The sequence below is a fragment of the Pseudobdellovibrionaceae bacterium genome (assembly GCA_023898385.1).
In the GTDB taxonomy this organism is placed as follows: Bacteria; Bdellovibrionota; Bdellovibrionia; order Bdellovibrionales; family UBA1609.
Genome location: CP060220.1, coordinates 2,648,105 through 2,664,099, shown reverse-complemented (window position 1 = coordinate 2,664,099; position 15,995 = coordinate 2,648,105). Strand labels below are relative to the sequence as shown.

General features: G+C 45.8%; 16 protein-coding genes. 7 read left to right on the top strand and 9 right to left on the bottom strand.

Annotation, left to right across the window (positions count from 1 at the left end; translation table 11 throughout):
* Nucleotides 1–55 precede the first annotated feature (55 nt).
* On the top strand, nucleotides 56–1,672 hold the full coding sequence (locus H6626_12140) for a hypothetical protein (protein USN46937.1): 1,617 nt from the start codon (nucleotides 56–58) through the stop codon (nucleotides 1,670–1,672).
* A gap of 74 nt (nucleotides 1,673–1,746) precedes the next feature.
* Here the strand turns inward: H6626_12140 and groL are convergent, their stop codons facing one another.
* From groL to H6626_12125, 3 genes are all read right to left on the bottom strand, one after another.
* Entirely contained in the window at nucleotides 1,747–3,399 is a 1,653-nt protein-coding gene (gene groL, locus H6626_12135) for a chaperonin GroEL (protein USN46936.1), read from the bottom strand.
* Between the two features lie 34 nt (nucleotides 3,400–3,433).
* On the bottom strand, nucleotides 3,434–3,721 hold the full coding sequence (locus H6626_12130; GenBank protein ID USN49025.1) for a co-chaperone GroES: 288 nt from the start codon (nucleotides 3,719–3,721) through the stop codon (nucleotides 3,434–3,436).
* Between the two features lie 177 nt (nucleotides 3,722–3,898).
* Nucleotides 3,899–4,369 carry a hypothetical protein gene (locus H6626_12125; protein ID USN46935.1) on the bottom strand — a complete coding sequence of 157 codons (471 nt, stop codon included), beginning with the start codon at nucleotides 4,367–4,369 and terminating at the stop codon, nucleotides 3,899–3,901.
* Between the two features lie 181 nt (nucleotides 4,370–4,550).
* Here H6626_12125 and rmuC point away from each other — a divergent pair, with 181 nt between their 5' ends.
* On the top strand, nucleotides 4,551–6,044 hold the full coding sequence (rmuC, locus tag H6626_12120; protein USN46934.1) for a DNA recombination protein RmuC: 1,494 nt from the start codon (nucleotides 4,551–4,553) through the stop codon (nucleotides 6,042–6,044).
* A gap of 2 nt (nucleotides 6,045–6,046) precedes the next feature.
* Nucleotides 6,047–6,442, top strand: a complete 396-nt coding sequence (locus H6626_12115; GenBank protein USN46933.1) for a PspC domain-containing protein — start codon at nucleotides 6,047–6,049, stop codon at nucleotides 6,440–6,442.
* Here the strand turns inward: H6626_12115 and H6626_12110 are convergent.
* Complete coding sequence (locus H6626_12110) at nucleotides 6,435–7,352, bottom strand: hypothetical protein (GenBank protein ID USN46932.1); 918 nt, start codon at nucleotides 7,350–7,352, stop codon at nucleotides 6,435–6,437. The two genes, H6626_12115 and H6626_12110, sit on opposite strands and share 8 nt — an antisense overlap.
* A gap of 70 nt (nucleotides 7,353–7,422) precedes the next feature.
* On the opposite strand from H6626_12110, the gene H6626_12105 reads away from it, so the two are divergent.
* From H6626_12105 to H6626_12090, 4 genes are all read left to right on the top strand, one after another.
* The gene (locus H6626_12105; GenBank protein ID USN46931.1) at nucleotides 7,423–8,424 is read left to right on the top strand and encodes a DUF4423 domain-containing protein; all 1,002 of its coding nucleotides are present in this window, start codon (nucleotides 7,423–7,425) and stop codon (nucleotides 8,422–8,424) included.
* Nucleotides 8,425–8,530: 106 nt separating this feature from the next.
* The gene (locus tag H6626_12100; protein ID USN46930.1) at nucleotides 8,531–9,418 is read left to right on the top strand and encodes a ThiF family adenylyltransferase; all 888 of its coding nucleotides are present in this window, start codon (nucleotides 8,531–8,533) and stop codon (nucleotides 9,416–9,418) included.
* Between the two features lie 73 nt (nucleotides 9,419–9,491).
* Nucleotides 9,492–10,286, top strand: a complete 795-nt coding sequence (locus tag H6626_12095; protein USN46929.1) for a DUF4423 domain-containing protein — start codon at nucleotides 9,492–9,494, stop codon at nucleotides 10,284–10,286.
* The gene (locus tag H6626_12090) at nucleotides 10,283–11,509 is read left to right on the top strand and encodes a hypothetical protein (protein USN46928.1); all 1,227 of its coding nucleotides are present in this window, start codon (nucleotides 10,283–10,285) and stop codon (nucleotides 11,507–11,509) included. The genes H6626_12095 and H6626_12090 overlap by 4 nt, the downstream gene beginning before the upstream one ends.
* On the opposite strand, the gene H6626_12085 is transcribed toward H6626_12090, so the two are convergent.
* The 5 genes from H6626_12085 to H6626_12065 form a co-directional block, all read right to left on the bottom strand.
* A complete protein-coding gene (locus H6626_12085) occupies nucleotides 11,493–12,452 on the bottom strand; it encodes a hypothetical protein (GenBank protein ID USN46927.1) in 960 nt (319 codons plus the stop codon). The genes H6626_12090 and H6626_12085 overlap by 17 nt on opposite strands.
* 66 nt (nucleotides 12,453–12,518) lie before the next feature.
* Nucleotides 12,519–13,373 (bottom strand): class I SAM-dependent methyltransferase, encoded by an 855-nt coding sequence (locus tag H6626_12080; protein USN46926.1) that lies wholly within the window; start codon nucleotides 13,371–13,373, stop codon nucleotides 12,519–12,521.
* A 76-nt stretch (nucleotides 13,374–13,449) separates the two neighbouring features.
* Entirely contained in the window at nucleotides 13,450–14,790 is a 1,341-nt protein-coding gene (locus H6626_12075; GenBank protein USN46925.1) for a deoxyribodipyrimidine photo-lyase, read from the bottom strand.
* 72 nt (nucleotides 14,791–14,862) lie between these two features.
* A complete protein-coding gene (locus tag H6626_12070; GenBank protein USN46924.1) occupies nucleotides 14,863–15,615 on the bottom strand; it encodes an alpha/beta fold hydrolase in 753 nt (250 codons plus the stop codon).
* A gap of 16 nt (nucleotides 15,616–15,631) precedes the next feature.
* Nucleotides 15,632–15,985 carry a hypothetical protein gene (locus H6626_12065; protein USN46923.1) on the bottom strand — a complete coding sequence of 118 codons (354 nt, stop codon included), beginning with the start codon at nucleotides 15,983–15,985 and terminating at the stop codon, nucleotides 15,632–15,634.
* Between the last annotated feature and the right edge of the window lie 10 nt (nucleotides 15,986–15,995).

Here is a 15,995-nt window from a genome sequence, read left to right as displayed (position 1 = left end):
CTATGATCACTTTAAGGAAATTGACCTACCCTTTTGAAAATAGGAAAATTGCATTATGAAAATAAAAGTAAAACGTGGACGACTATTTTTACATTTTGCAGCGATCCCCTCGACATTGGTCTGTATTTTCTTGGCCTCCGCTGTGGGCGCAAAAACTTTAGATGAAAGCATCACCCCGTATTCGGGTGAATTGGATCGAATTGTAACTGTGCACAGCATAGCACTATTGCCGCTCACAGATAACTTACAAGGCATTTATGCGCGTCCTATTGAAAACCACCTATCGAAGCTTTTACAAAGCAATCACCATTGGGACCTTAAATCAATAGACACGATTGGGCCGATTGTTGCCCCTGAAGACCTTGAGCGAGATCCGCAACGAGTAGCGGCACTGAGCGAACGATTGGGAACAGACGCCTTTGTTGTCATGCGTGTCACAAAAGGACCCAATGGGATCAATATGAAGCTGGATCTATTTCTTGCTAGCGACAAGAAACTCTATGCCCAAGAGACCTTAAAAAACTTTCCGCGCTTTGAAGTGAAACATCTCAACGAACAAGCCGAGTTATTGTTGCAAAAGGCTCTTTCTAAACTGCCTTACACGGGCCTTGTGTTAAGTCGCCACAACAATCGAGTCACGCTTAATATTGGCAAACAAGATGGTGTAATTGAGGGGCAGATGGTATCTGCCGTTCAAGTGATAAAACTCAACCGCCATCCAAAATTTGATTTTGTAATAAACTCTGAAAAAGAAATTATCGGGAAAATTCGCCTCTTAAAAATAGAAGATAGCTTGAGTTTTGGTAAAATCGTCACCGAAAAAGAAAGCGGGGCCATCCAGAAAGACACAAAGATTGCGGGCATTGACTTTGTTGCCTACCCAGACGATCGAATGCTGTCAGATGCGGTTCAAAACGAGCACTCCCTTGAGTCGCGGCCCGATGGCCCTATCAGCTTTGGCAAAGACCCCTCGCCGTGGTTACCTCAAAAACCACCCACCTTTGGGCAAGTGGGGGCACGACTGGGCTTAGGATACTTTGCTGGCAGCATGACCGTCCCTGGTGACAGTTACGATGCAAAAGATCCCTATTATATGAGTGCCAATATTGAAGCTGAACTTTGGATCACCCCCAAGTGGACTATGCACGCACGGCTACGACAGGGAATTATCTCCACTGACAACCCAAGAAGTGGGGGTGACCCCGGAGAACTTTCCTACTCACTCAGCTCCCATGAACTCTTGGGGGGCTACAGAATTCGTATGGGCCCGAGCGTATGGGGGCCTAATGTGGAGCTACTTGCTGGATTCGCCTCTTACCGTTTAGCTGTAGATGAATCACAACCACCAGGACTAACCACACTTAAATACACCGGATTTAAAGCGGGCGTGCGTGGCACCTATCCCATCGCCGAAGACCACTCGTGGAGCCTCGGTTCTGAACTTTTCTTTTTGCTAAATCCGCAACTGAGCGAAAGCCCCAGCTCGAGCGGAAAAAGCGATAACACAATTAACAATTTCAGTGTGTTTGTCCAAAGGCGGGTGGCTCTTAACCTCAGAGCCGTTGGCTCATTGGATATGGAACTGTATTCCACTAAATTCTCGAGCGGCAGTGCTAATTCTTCAAGCCGCAAGCACACCACCTTTTCTGCAGGCCTTTACTATCTGTTTTGATTTTTGCCATAAAAAAACCCCAGCCAAAATGAGCTGGGGTTTTTTAGAGCTTAATGGATGAGCTTCTGGCCTGATTACATCATGCCGCCCATGCCTCCCATACCACCCATGCCGCCCATGCCACCCATATCTGGGCCTCCACCGGCTGCATCGTCTTTTGGCTTTTCAGCAATCATTGTTTCAGTTGTGAGCATTAGTGATGAAACCGAAGCCGCATTCTCTAGTGCACAACGAACCACTTTAACTGGATCAATAACGCCGTCTTCAACAAGATCACCGTATGTTTCAGTTAAAGCATTAAATCCGTGAGTGCCACCTTTGCTCAATACGCGATCGATAACGATGGCGCCATCAAGGCCTGCATTGCCAGCAATCTGACGAAGAGGCTCTTCACAAGCGCGCTTCACAATTCGAGCACCAAACTGTTCGCCTTCGGTCAACTTCAACTTCTCTATACCTTGAGATGCTCGCAGAAGGGCTGTACCGCCACCAGGAACAATACCTTCTTCAACGGCCGCACGAGTGGCATTAAGCGCGTCTTCCACGCGAGCCTTTTTCTCTTTCATTTCTACTTCAGAAGGAGCGCCCACATGAATCACAGCCACACCACCGGCCAGTTTTGCCAGCCGCTCTTTTAGTTTTTCTTTATCGTAATCGCTTGAAGTTTCTTCGACTTGAGCACGAATTTGGTTCACGCGATCATCAATGGCTGCCTTTTCGCCAGCACCATCAATAATCGTGGTATTGTCTTTATCGATAAGAATACGCTTGGCCTGACCCAAATCCGCAACAGTGGCTTGATCAAGTCGTTGACCAGTTTCTTCACTGATAACTGTTCCACCAGTTAGTGTGGCAATATCTTGAAGCATCGCTTTTCTGCGATCGCCAAAGCCAGGAGCCTTCACTGCAGCAACCTGCAATGTTCCACGAATCTTGTTAACCACCAATGTTGCCAACGCTTCACCATCAACGTCTTCAGCAATAATAAGTAGTTGACGATTTTGCTTGGCCACGCCCTCAAGTACAGAAAGAAGATCTTTCATGTTGCTGATCTTTTTGTCATGGATCAAAACATAGGGATCATCAAGGACGGCTTCCATTCGCTCAGCGTTTGTTATGAAATAAGGAGACAGGTATCCACGATCAAACTGCATCCCTTCAACCACATCCAGTTCAGTTTGAGCGGTCTTGCTCTCTTCAATAGTGATAACGCCTTCTTTGCCCACTTTTTCCATGGCTTGAGAAATCATCTCACCAATTTCTTTATCATTGTTGGCTGAAATGGTACCAATTTGTGCCACTTCCTGTTGGCCCTTTACAGGACTTGCCAACTTGCTAAGTTCGGTGCGAACAACCTCTACAGCTTTATCAATACCGCGCTTGATTTCCATGGGGTTGTGTCCTGCCGAAACGATTTTTGATCCTTCGCGAAAAATCGCTTGAGCCAAAACTGTGGCAGTGGTTGTACCGTCACCAGCATCTTCGTTAGTTTTGCTAGCCACTTCTTTGACCATCTGAGCGCCCATATTTTCAAACTTGTTTTCAAGCTCGATTTCCTTGGCCACAGTTACGCCATCTTTAGTGATCAATGGAGCACCAAAAGATTTTTCAATAACTACGTTACGTCCTTTTGGACCTAGGGTCACTTTAACAGCGTTTGCTAAAGTGTTAACTCCTCGCAAAATGGAATTGCGAGCATCTTCACTGAATCGGATTTCTTTGCTCATTCTAAAGACCTCTCTATCTTTAAGTTTTAAAAAATTAGTTTAATACCCCAAGAACATCTTCTTCGCGCATCATTAGATATTCTTGCTCACCCAATTTAAGTTCTGTGCCAGCATATTTGCCAAACAAAACCTTGTCCCCGGCCTTAAGTTCTAGTGGCAATGTCTTGCCATCTTCAGTAACGCGGCCATTTCCTGCAGCGACCACTTCTCCCCGCTGAGGCTTTTCTTTTGCCGATTCAGGGATAATGATTCCGCCCGGTGTCACTTCGTCTTCTTCCATACGACGCACAAGAATTCGGTCGTGAAGGGGACGTACATTGATTTCTGCCATGAGTATTCCTCCTATTAATGACATCAAATAAAAAATAGCGATTCAAAACCGCTCCAATATGTAAGCTATTAATTTGCTGTCAAGGTAACCCAGAGAAATTACCGAAATTTAGTAAAATTATTAGGCTTTTCAAACGTTTACAGGGTTAAACGAGGGTTTTCTATGGATCTATGGACGGTTGGCTACTTTTTCAGGCTCCGGCTGGGGAATGGGGGTGTCCAACAGGCGAGCGAGCAACTTTAAAACCTCTTCCGGCGGCAGGCGCTCTGCAAGTAATTGCAGGGACCGAGGCTCATTCTTGAATTGTTTTAAATAAATTTCGAAGTAGTCATCAAGAGATAGCTCTTGAGCTATGGCCAGCCGTTGTTGGGCGGCCTCAAGTTCTTGCTCCAAACTTGCCAGCGTTTGGCTTTGGCTGCCCCGCGTCTCATGGGACCCAGCAATGAGCAGGCGGTTTCTAACGCGAACCGCATAGTTGTGGGCCTCGGTCACTTGATCTCGCTTCCACTGAGAAAAAAGTAAGGGGACGGACACGGATTCTTCAGGCAACACCGGGGTCGATTCCACCGCCGCACACTCCAACGCTGGAGCCAATACGACCAATACCAAAGCTACAACTCGCAATTTCAACCTAGACACTGTGAATCACCTTCCCACATAAAACAGGTTCACATCCCCTTTAATATTCAAGGCTTATGCCATATCCACCCCCTTCTGTTTTACTCTCAGGAGGTTTTAACGCGATCTGGCGGCCTTATTTGGCCTTTTCGGGCCATTTTATGGCATATTTGACCGGATATCCTCTAGCAAAGGGAACTCGATGGATCCTATTTCCGTGGTATTTTTAGTCTTGTTTTTGTTCGCCCTGACGGCCGCTGTGTACATTAACCGACGTCATCAACGTCTTCTTACCGAGATAAAAATTGATCTCGCCCGCACTCAAGCCGAACTGGAAGCCGCCAAGTCGACCCTCGATGCGGAGAGAAAAACCTTCGAAAGCGCAAAGGCCCAACTGAGCGACACGTTTAAAAGTTTAGCCGCATCCGCTTTAGAGGGTAACAATCGCCAATTTATGGATCTCGCAAAAACCATGTTGCAACAAGAAGTGCAAGTGGCAAAGGGCGATCTTGAAAAACGCCAAACCGCGATCAATCACCTTGTTCAGCCGCTTAATGAGGCCCTCAAGAAATATCATGAACAGGTCACGCACATTGAAACCAATCGTGTTCGGGCCTTCACTTCGGTGGAACAAGAAATAAAGCGCGTGGCTGAAATCAACGGGTTATTGAGTGAAGAAACTAGAGCCCTTAAAGACGCCCTTAAGCGACCGCACGTTCGAGGCCGCTGGGGTGAGGTGCAGTTGAAAAACTGTGTGGAACTAGCAGGCATGTCTGAGTATTCCGACGTCGTCTTTCAAGACACTCAAAACACCGATGACGGCGATCGCATAATCCCTGACATGACCGTCAGAATGCCCGGCGGCCGATTCGTGGTGGTTGATGCCAAAACACCCATTGATGCCTTTATGGCCTATCTCGATGCCAACACAGACGAACAGAGAAACCTAGAACTCTCTCGCCATGGGCGCCACGTAAAAGACCATATTAAAAAACTATCTTCACGGGCCTACTCAGATTTGCTTAAAGAATCCCCAGACTTTACCGTGATGTTTCTTCCTAACGAATCATTTCTTTACGCGGCTCTAGAAGCTGATCCAGAGTTAATGGAATATGCCATTGAAAAGAAAATTCTTATTGCCACTCCTCCCACACTGATCGGCTTGCTGAAAGTTATTCGTTTTGGATGGAATGAAGAGCGACTGGCGGAGAACGCCGAACGCATTTCAGACGCCGGTAAAGAGCTGCACAAAAGAATTTGTGATTTTATGGATGCCTATGTGGGAATAGGAAAACATCTTGAAAAAGCACGCGACGAATACGAAAAGGGACTTTCGCGATTAGAAAGCCGCGTTTTAGTGCAAGCCCAACGACTTGAAAAGCTTGGCGCCAAAAGTAAAAAAAGTTTGCCAACGAATTTAAATATTCGCAGTGGTGAGGCCCTGGCTCTTGAGGCAGCCACGGTAAATGCTGAACCCGAAGATTTGGTTGAAGATGATCTTGACGACACCGTCACCTCGGCGGCGGACGAGACTCCCGTTGAGCTCAACGCTTCTGGTAAGAAAAAACGAAAACGAAAAAAGCGTAAAGGCCTCAAGAAACAAGATCCAGCTGATGTGGGCTCTCCCGCCGACGTATTGTCGACTCAACCACCCTCTGATATTGATGAAGCGGTTTCTGCTGCGGAAGGAGTCTAGCTATGGGTATCGTTCAACCTGTGTGGTTGCGAGCTAAAGATGGAAAAATCGCTGGCGTCTGTGCCGGAGTGGCTCGCGCTTTAGATGTGGACGTCACGCTGGTTAGAATTGCTTGGTTTGCCAGTATCTTCTTTGCCTTTACTGGTGTTTTGGTCTATTTTGTTTTGGCCATGGCCCTTCCTCGAGAAGACTTGATTGCTGAATCACAGCAGCCCAAAGTTCTCGGCGTCTGCCTTCGATTGGCTCGACAGTACAATGTGGAGTTAGGCCTAATTCGAGTGGGCGCCCTGACTCTAGCGATCCTCTCCTTTGGCGGAGCCGCATTGCTTTATCTGGTTTTACACTTTGTGCTACCGCCAGAGCCACGTACCGAAAATGGCGAAAAGATCGTTAATTAGCCTCTTGTTGAGACTTCAACTCTTTTTGTAATTGCTCAAGTTGTTTTTGCGCCTCTAGCAATCGATTCATTCCTTCTGTGAATTCTTTCGGTAGATCTTGTTTTTTAAGTGCATCTGACTCTAACATTTTTTTTGCATCATCCACCGTCATGGAAGGAGTTTGATTTGATGCCGTCTCTGATGGCAACTGCGGCGAACTCGAAAGTCCGGGGCTCGCTTGCTGTACGGAAGACTTTTCTTCGACATATTTTTGCATGGCTTGTTGGATCATCTCTGCCGTCACCCCGGGCCGCACCACTTCTATTTGATATTGCACAAAATTGAGATTCAACTTGCCCATCTGATAGGGCGAATGCTTATAGGAACCAGTAATTTGTATCTGTGGGTTCAAACAGGAAGTATCTGTCTCTTTATCGCAAATGGGTCGCCAGCGCACTTCTAGACGCAAGGGGCATTGATCATTTCCATTCTCAGAAAAATACACGTCTCTATCTACAAACTCATGGCAAAGTGTACCTTGATAAGTCATGCCACCAATATTGTTACCTGTGATGGTGCTATCCACTAACACACGATTGCTCCCATCCACAATTATAGGGATAAGTTCACCAGGAGGGTCTGGTAATTCTTTTGCTGTTTCCATGCAGTCTTGCATTTTTCTAAGACACTGCAATTGCCCTTGATTGTTATCGTGTGCCAGAATTTTTTGCCATGTCCGATCATCTCTTAGAGATTGCTCTAAGTTTAATTTTTTATTTTGAAGCATGAAAATGATGTTGTTGCGTTTTTGATTCGCCGCCATCTGAGTGAACAGGCCGGCAACACTCATCGCCACAAGCGACATAATGCCTACGGCCACGAGACCCTGGATGAGAGAAAATCCCTTTTGATTCATGGAATTATTATTCATGGATTACGCGATTTTCGTCAACTTAAGGTTCCCTTGTTTTCCCTCGAAAATAAGAATATGGTCTTTGATCGTGAGTCATACAGCGCCCAAATCCTCAGACGACTTTGTACGCCTTAGCCGCCAACTGGTTCGGCACTGGCGCGCTGAACGTACCCAAAAACAAATGGACAATCTTATCCATTCAACCACACCGAGATGGCACAAGTGGGAAACAGGATACAAAAACTTAAAATGGCCTGAATTTATTCAAATCGCCAGCGCCCTTACCATACCTATTGATGCCATATTGCAAAAAATCTTATCGTTCTCAGTGGACTCAACATTAGACGGACAACAAGTGCTCAATAGTTTGCGAACCAAGTTTGCCAACATGAGTGTTGATGAATTTGCGCGCTACATGGATATGTCCTCCGCCAAAGCGCGCCGACTGCTTCTTGAAGATCAAACTGTTGAGTTTTACCAGGTGCTGCAATTTCTTGGATGTAATACTCAACAGCTGCCGTTTTTTTTAAAATCTATTTGCCCACAGTGGACCCCGGAAGAGTACTCAGCTTGGAGCGCCACAACCCTTAAACAAAAAAAACTAGAGGGCTCGATTGGGTGGCTTTCGGCACTGCAAGCCCTATTAACCCTGGATGCCTATAAAAAATTACCTACCCACTCCGATGAATGGTTAGCTTATGCGCTCGACGTTGAAACCACCGAAGTGATAGATGGACTACAACTCCTAGAGTCGAATGCATCTATTCAATTCAAAAATGGCAAGTACGAACTCTGCCGCGGCCGCGTGGACATGGAAGATTCCATTGAAGAGTCCGCTCAATTGGCTAGATATTGGACCCAAAAATGTCTTGAGCGGTTTGACACCGCAGACGGAGTTCCCTCTTCACGGCGGGGCTGGGCCTATCGAATTTTTCCCATTTCTAAAGTCGCCCAAGAAAAAATTCGCCAAGAAATTTTTAAATTTTACGGCGAACTCCACAAAATCATAGCCGAAGACGACGACGAAAAAAAAGAACACGTTCAAATTGTTTTGATTCACAACTTTGATCTGGATGAGTGGAAACTCTGAATTTTTGGTTTTTGAAATGGTTTTTCAGATTTCGAAAATGATCACGTATCTGTTATGAAAGAGGGGATAAAATGATGACTACAGCGCTGCAAGGAGATTGTTCATCGTGAATCCAACTTCGCAAACTAACTCACAACACTTTGATTACGATACGGCCTTCTCTCGCAATATCGGCTGGGTCACGTCGGAAGAACAAAAAACCCTTTCTCGGGTGAAAATTGCTTTGCCTGGGCTTGGAGGCGTTGGTGGTCACCATTTCCACAACTTTTTGAGACTGGGAGTTCAACACTTTCATATTGCAGATTTCGATACCTTTTCACTTTCCAACTTTAACAGGCAGCTGGGAGCTCGTTGTGACACTATTGGACAATCAAAAGTGGAGGCCATGACAGAGCTGGCAAAAAGCATTAACCCCAACAGCACAATCAAGACCTTTCCTGAGGGAGTCACACCTGAAAATTCACAGGCGTTTCTGGAGGGGGTTGATCTGATCGTTGATACGTTGGATCTGTTCGCAATGGATATACGAATTCACCTTTACGATTTAGCTCACCAACTTGGTATTCCTATGATTACGGCTGGACCCTTTGGGATGGGGACCTCTGTTATGGCTTTCTCGCCCTCAGGGCCGATCTTTAGCGATTTTTTTGACCTCAAAGGTGAGGGCCTCACGGTAAACCAACAAATTCTGCGCTTTATCTCCACTCTGACACCGGTAGATATATTACTAAAATCCTACTTGGTGGCCGATGAGGGCATAAACTCTAATGAAAAGCGGCTCCCCTCTTTGAATGTGGGATGTGATGCGGCCGCCGCAGCCCTGGGATCCCTTGCCCTTAAGATCTTACTTAAGCGCCCTAATATCTTGTGGGCACCCAAGGGTTTCTATGTTGATTTTTATCTGCACCGTTCAAAAATCATTCATGCGCCCTTTGGTGCTAAGGGTTGGCGGCAGCGGTTAAAATTACGCGCCCTAGAAAAACGTTTCGCCTAGGGCTGAAGCCACCTGCCCCTTTGACGTCATTTAGATTGAGTGTCTATGATAGTACCGCGAACTGGGGGATTTCGTGGAAACCTATAGAGACTTTATCGAGGCTGAATTTAAACGCCGCCGGCAGGGCAATGCCAGATACACCATGGGGGCGTTTTCAAAACAACTTGGCGTTCCCGCCTCGCAGCTTCACGACATCTTGAATAAGAGATATGGCCTGTCTCGACAACGAGCCCAGCAAATCGCTGACAAATTGAAATTATCCCAAGACTTAAAAACTTATTTTTGTGATTTGGTCGAAGCCGAACATGCCCGTAGCGACCTGGCAAAAAAGCAAGCCCTTGAGCGCGTGATCACTTACAGAAAACGGGCTACCTTTAGTGTCCTAGAACGGGATCGATTTGCCCTTATTGCTGACCCTATACATTTTGCGTTACTTGAATTGACCTACATTGAACACTTTAAACCTTCCGTGAAAGCGGCCGCACTGATGCTCCATGCCACCGAAGAAGACATCCTCATTATCGTTCAGCGTTTACAAAGACTGGGGCTACTCGAAGTCACACCCGACAGATGGCGCGCCACGGAAGATTTTTCGCAAGTGGGAGACCCTGAACCTAACGATGCCGTTAGAAGTTTTCATCATAAACTTTTGATGATGGCACAACAGTCCCTTGCGGATGAACCTATGCATCGGCGCGAAAACCAATCGTTAACTCTCGCTCTTGCCAGTGAAGATCTCCCGGAAGCTAAAGCCATGGTTAGCGATTTTATGAAGAAATTCTGCAAAAAGTTTTCCCAACCTGAAAAGAAAGATTCTGTATACACTCTCTCTTTACAGCTATTTCCCTGGCTTCAGGAGGACATATGAGAGCTTCAGTCGTTCTCTCTTTTTGCCTAATTTCTACCACCACTATGGCTGGTGGTCGACTGGTGGGCAATGGCGGCGATATTGTGGTGTGTGAAAACAGCAAAAATGAAGTGGAGCGCATTGAGGTTCTCGACCACTATGAAGCAAAAACACTTCGTGGACAAACCGTGAACTTGGGTGACTCAAACGTTTCGGTCAGAGAAAAAATCGACATTGCCACCCAACGGATGGCTCGCCTGGCGCCGGAGCATGCACAACGTTACGAAAATTGGGCTGAAGATTTTCTTACTGAAGCTCAGTTTTTAGATGATGTGGATCTCGTTGATATTCCCGATTCTCAACACAGCATACTTCCAAAAAACTGTCGCATACAACAAATCATCAATCAGGCCTCGGTGCTTCTTCCCCGACAAAAACGATACACTATTGACAACTATTGGTGGCAGCAACTTAACAACACGCAAAAAGCGGGCCTGATCCTCCATGAGGTGGTTTACCGGGATACTTTAAGTCAAGGTCAAGAAAACTCACTTTCTGCGCGCTGGTTGTCTTCACTAATGGCTTCTGAAAACCTTGAGACTATGCCTTTGCGGGAATTTGTCGGCCTCATGCAGCAGCTTGAATTTACTGCCCTACAAATTCAAAATGTCCTTGTTGATCTTAACCCTCGCCCAGACGCGGCCATTGAGTTCTACAATGACGATTTTTTAAAAACCGGGCCCGTTGTGAAGGGCAGTTTATATCATCACCCGTCCTTTTTTGATCCACTTGTGCTCCGACATAAAGTCACCTTTCATGACAACGGCCACTTGGCGATAACGATTCTTGAAAAACCCGCGACGTTCAGGTGGAGTGGGCTTTCTATTAAGCTTGCCCCTCAAAGAGTTGAATTTCACCCCAATCAATCCGTAAAGTTAGCAGTGATCAACTCTCCCATTCAAGTTCAACTGCAACAATGGGAACTCAACCTCGCCGGGCACCTTCAATTCTATGAAAGCGGCAACCTTCATCTTGCCCGCATCAATCTGACTCACTGGCATTCGCCTTACGGTCTTATTCGTATCACCCATCATCTGCAGCTATACCCAAATGGTGAGCCAAAATCATTTCAACTGGTAGACGACACGAGTTTGCCCACCGAGACCGGATCCTTTTTGGTTTTCAAGGGGGGACAAATCATTCAACTCAATGATGCCGGGAAGGTAATTATTGACCCCCGGTAAGGCCGTTATTCATGCTAGGGCTTAAAATTTCACGCCCTTCAACTTCTAGACTAAGATCACCATTTCGATATCCTCGACTCAAAACTAATTGGGCCTGAGTATTATTTATTATTGACGGAACTCTCTGCAATGTGGAGTTACATTGACTTAAACCCGATTGATGGTTCGAATGGCTTTCCCAAAGGGTTACCCACCCGTCATATGATTTTCCTTCAAGATCTCTGGCTGTAAAGATCACCTTGTGTCCGAAGCGAGTTTTGAAATCTAACACCATATTGAAATCATAATAGTCGTCTATATGAAGTGAATGATAATCCACCGTCACTTCAGGCGGCAACAGATCCTGCAGTTGTTTTTTTACATACTGAACTTTGGCGGTTGAACTCGCTCCCTTTACGGGAAGATCAACTGCAGGCATCAGCTGGAGGCTTCTTCGGTCTAACTCAAGGACAAAGTCACTTTCTGAAAGCCCTCCCACAAGGGCCCAGCGCACTGGACTATTAGACTTTTTTATTTTTGATTCAAAAACTGTGGAATTCAACCGCAGAGGCTGGCGGAGTGACCCCACTTGCTCAACAAAGTAGATAGCCGCGCCCAGCTTTTGCCCCTTAGTATTGGCCACCACAAAGTACGCCGTACGAAGCACAAAGGGATAAAAATGAACGGCCCCATCACTGTCATTGTAATACCGGTGAAATGGCTCGCCTTTTATGTCGAATCTTGAATCTACACTTAACGACCCCTTAACCATTTTTAGGCCCCAGCCCACAAGCCAAATAGGCAGGGATTGTTCTAAATAATCCAATTGCTGTTCTAACGTAGCCTCATATCCATACTGTGCCCCGCCCCACGTGGGGCGAACCACACCTGTGGATGGGACAGCAAACCCAATCGCACTAAAAAGAATAATGATTGCAGACAGAAATGAACGTGAAAAGCTCATGCCGATGACCATACGGGTCCACGGCCACCAGAACAAGGCCGCTGAATTTTTTTCTCAATGAATCGGCTATTTGAGGCCACCTAGCCAATGAAAAAACTTTAGATCCCGATAGATTTTCTTAGTCTCCGGTGAGAGCGTGCTGATGTATTTTTTGATCCGGCCCCTCTCCTGGTCGCCAAAACCGCGGTCCGCCGTCTTTAGAATTGTATAGAGACCCACGCCACCCGTTTTAAATACATCCAACTTTTCACCAAAGTATTTTTTCGAAAGTTCTTTATACTCATCAAACCGAAATGCGGCGTACATGGAATATTCTCCGTCTTTCTTGGTCGCTTCGGGTGTGGACTTGTCATAATAGGCAAAATGGAGAACCGAGGATTTGTGTTTAAGACGAATTAGATCTTGAAAATACACAGCTCCATCTGGCTTGAGCACTCGACTTACCTCTGCAAAAACCTTCTCTAAATGGTCAAAATCAGGCAAGTGGTGAAAGGCCTGGAGGCTCACTACAGCGTCAATAGAATGATCTTCGAAACAAGATAAATCAGAAAAATCTTGTTTTTTAAGCTGTACGTTTTCAAGACCCTTTCGAGTTAAATTATCCCGGGCCTTTTCTAGCATGGGATTGGACAGATCTAATCCTATAAACTGAATGCTCGGATTGATCTCTGCCATCAGCGACAGAAAAACACCCGACCCACACCCCAAATCCACAACTGTGTTGGCTCGTTTTATGGTGGCTGTGGCTTTTTCGGCATTATAGGCATAAATCGCGGGAAGAGCACCCACCTCGCCAGCCTCATCAAAGGCGTTCACATTTTCTACGTTGTCCATAATGAGATCGGGTTCAGGCTGCCGGTCAAAAAACTCTGACTGAAATGTCTCTCTCAAAATCACTGGGACTGTACTCAACTTAGGCATAGGTCGATTTTAGAAAACATTTTTTGGTTCTAACAGTCCAGATACGAAATATCGTTCGGTGAAATTCGGTGAGCTACTACTTCTTCACAGCTTCAAACATCTTAATGGCTCTGTTTCTTTGAACCTTATGATCAACGATGGGACCTATGTATTCTGTGATATCACCAAGTACAGATCTGACATATTCTCCGTCAGGGTCAAATTTCTTTTGCTGTGTCCATGGATTAAAAATTCTAAAATAGGGCTGAGCATCACATCCCGTTGATGCCGCCCACTGCCAGTTGCCATTGTTCGCTGATTTGTCATAATCAAGCAAATACCGGGCAAAATATCTCTCACCCTTACGCCAGTCCACTAGCAAGTCTTTTACTAAGAACGACGCCACAATCATCCGCAACCGATTGTGCATCCACCCAGTAGCATTGAACTCACGCATAGCTGCATCCACGATCGGGAACCCCGTTTTTCCCTCACACCAGGCGACAAAGTGTTCGTCCTTGCCGACCCATTTAATTTTGTCGTATTCGGATTTAAAACAACCTCGCTCCACATGAGGAAACTGATCGATAATCATAAAATAAAAATCACGCCAGATTAGCTCTGACAGCCACACCTCGGCCCCGCCAGATCGATTTCTATTTATAAATCGAAGTAACTCGCGCACAGAAAGTGTGCCAAAACGCAAGTCCATCGAAATTCGCGAAGTGCTGTTTTCTGCTAAGGCCGGGAAATCTCTGGTCTCTTTGTAGTGTTTTAAATTTGGCTTGAAGGCTTCTAGCCGCTTTAATCCACTAGCTCGTCCAGCGGGTATAATTGGCGGATTGCTGACAAACCCGATATCTTTGAGGCTCCAAGGCCTGATGTGCGAATCCAAAAGTTTAGCGGGCACAAACTTTCCAGGCTCAACGACCCATTCCTTAAAATCTTCTCTTGAAAGTTTGCGAAGCCATTTATTTTTATATGCTGTAAAGACCTTATAGGCTGTCTTCGTTTCCGTCGCCACCTCAAGGCCTTCAAAGATCACTTGATCCTTGAAAAGGTGCAGATCACTGCCTTGCGCCTGCAATCTTTCTTTTACTTCGTGATCACGCCTTTTTGCCGTGAACTGATAGTCCCGGTTAGTATATACATCCACTCCTCCGAGTTGTTTAGATAACCGTGGCACAACCTCCACGGGATCGCCATGGGCCACCAGCAATTTTGATCCCTTCTGCTCAAGCTCCCTGTTTAATTCTGATAGGCACTGATGTATGAACGTCACCCTGCGATCATTTTTATCGTGAAGCTTACTTAGAATTTGTGTATCGAATACAAAAAGGACCACCACCTCTTCGCTTTGCGATAAGGCTTCGTGAAGGGCGCGATGATCAACAAGTCTTAAGTCTCTGCGTATCCAGCAAATAGAGCGTTTTTTCATATTAATGACCTAACACAATTGATATAGTTGTCTATTTTACCCAGGCACTGGCGAACTATTGTCTAAATACATTCAAAAAAGAAATTGAGCCAACGCCTTATTAAAGGCCTCTGGCTGGTCATAGTTACTCACATGGCGAGAGTTTTCAATTATGACCATCTCAGATTGAGGTATCATAGCTACCCACTCTTTTTTTTCTGAAGGCGTGGTGTAATCTAAATCTCCTGAAATGACCAGTGTCGGCGCTACAATTTTATAAAGATCATGTTTAACACTCCACCCTATGATGGCATTAAGGGCTGCAAGATAAGACTCTTTGTCATTTTTTTTAAAACGACGACAAAGTCTCTTTCGGGCCGATTGGAGACGTTTTCCAGGAAGCAACTTTCGACTTCCGATTTCACCCAACCCGCGAATACCCAACAAGTGAATCATCGCCAAGCGACTATACAACAAATACTTTTGTTTCTTTGATTGAATAAGCACTTCGGGGGTGGTGTTAACTAAAACCAACTTTTTTACCTTTGAGGGCTCGTCCACAGCCAACTGCATGGCCACCATGCCCCCCATTGATATCCCCAAAAAAATGGCGGATTCAATTTTTTCATGGCCCATCAGTTCTTTTACATCTTCAGCAAACATGGGTATTGAATAGGGGCCATCGGGCCGCGGCGATCGCCCATGGCCGCGGAAGTCCAAAGCATAAACAGTAAAATGCTGTTCGAGGAGTGGGAGCTGCTCTTCCCAATCTAAGTGACTCGATCCAAGCCCATGCAACAAGACAAGGGGTTCTCCCCGGCCACGCTTTGTAAAAAACAATTCCATCGCTTCAATCCTAATTTTAATACCAACAATAACTCATAGCATTTTTCATATAAACATCGCCGATGGCCACAGAGGAATACCCAAAATGCCCATCTGTTTCTATTTGAAGAAGCTCGTATCCACTATTATCGACAATTGAAACGAAAAACCGTCCTTTTTCGCCGGTTTTGTCGAGGTAATTGGCCCGCACAGCGTCCCCAGAGTATTCAATATCCAGTGCATTGGTTTGCAGTCGAACATGACCCCCAATCTCACCAGTAACCAGAGTCGGAATTCCGCCGTACACTTCGCAGCGAAAAAGCTGTGCTGCACTCGCCATAGCCTCATGTCCGCAAAATGCCAATGAGACCAATAAAACAAATATTTTCACAAACCCTCCC